Source organism: Campylobacter sp. US42a (genome assembly GCF_004379055.1).
In the GTDB taxonomy this organism is placed as follows: domain Bacteria; phylum Campylobacterota; class Campylobacteria; order Campylobacterales; family Campylobacteraceae; genus Campylobacter_D; species Campylobacter_D jejuni.
The window spans coordinates 1-263 of the sequence record NZ_RYYK01000025.1 but is presented as its reverse complement, the minus strand read 5'-3'; the positions used below and the strand labels follow the sequence as shown (position 1 = coordinate 263).

Below are 263 nucleotides of genomic sequence, written 5' to 3'. Positions count from 1 at the left end.
CTTTTAACCAAGCCTCTAGGGACGGGTATTTTAAGTACAGCTTTAAAAGCTCAAATGTTAGAAGAAAAACATTTAGATCGTATGCTTGAAAGCATGATGGGTTTAAATTATAAATCCAGCCAAATTGCACTTCGTTTTGGGGTTAATGCGATGAGTGATGTTACGGGCTTTGGTTTCTTAGGACATTTAAGAGAAATGTTAAATGATAGCATTTCATTTATGATTTTTAAAGATAAACTTCCTTATTTAGAGGGCGTAAAAGC

General features: G+C 33.8%; 1 protein-coding gene. It reads left to right on the top strand.

Translation table 11 applies throughout. The features are described from left to right. Positions 1 to 263, top strand: a 263-nt coding sequence (locus ELQ10_RS08530; RefSeq protein WP_243833044.1) for an AIR synthase-related protein, incomplete at both ends; no start/stop codon positions are given.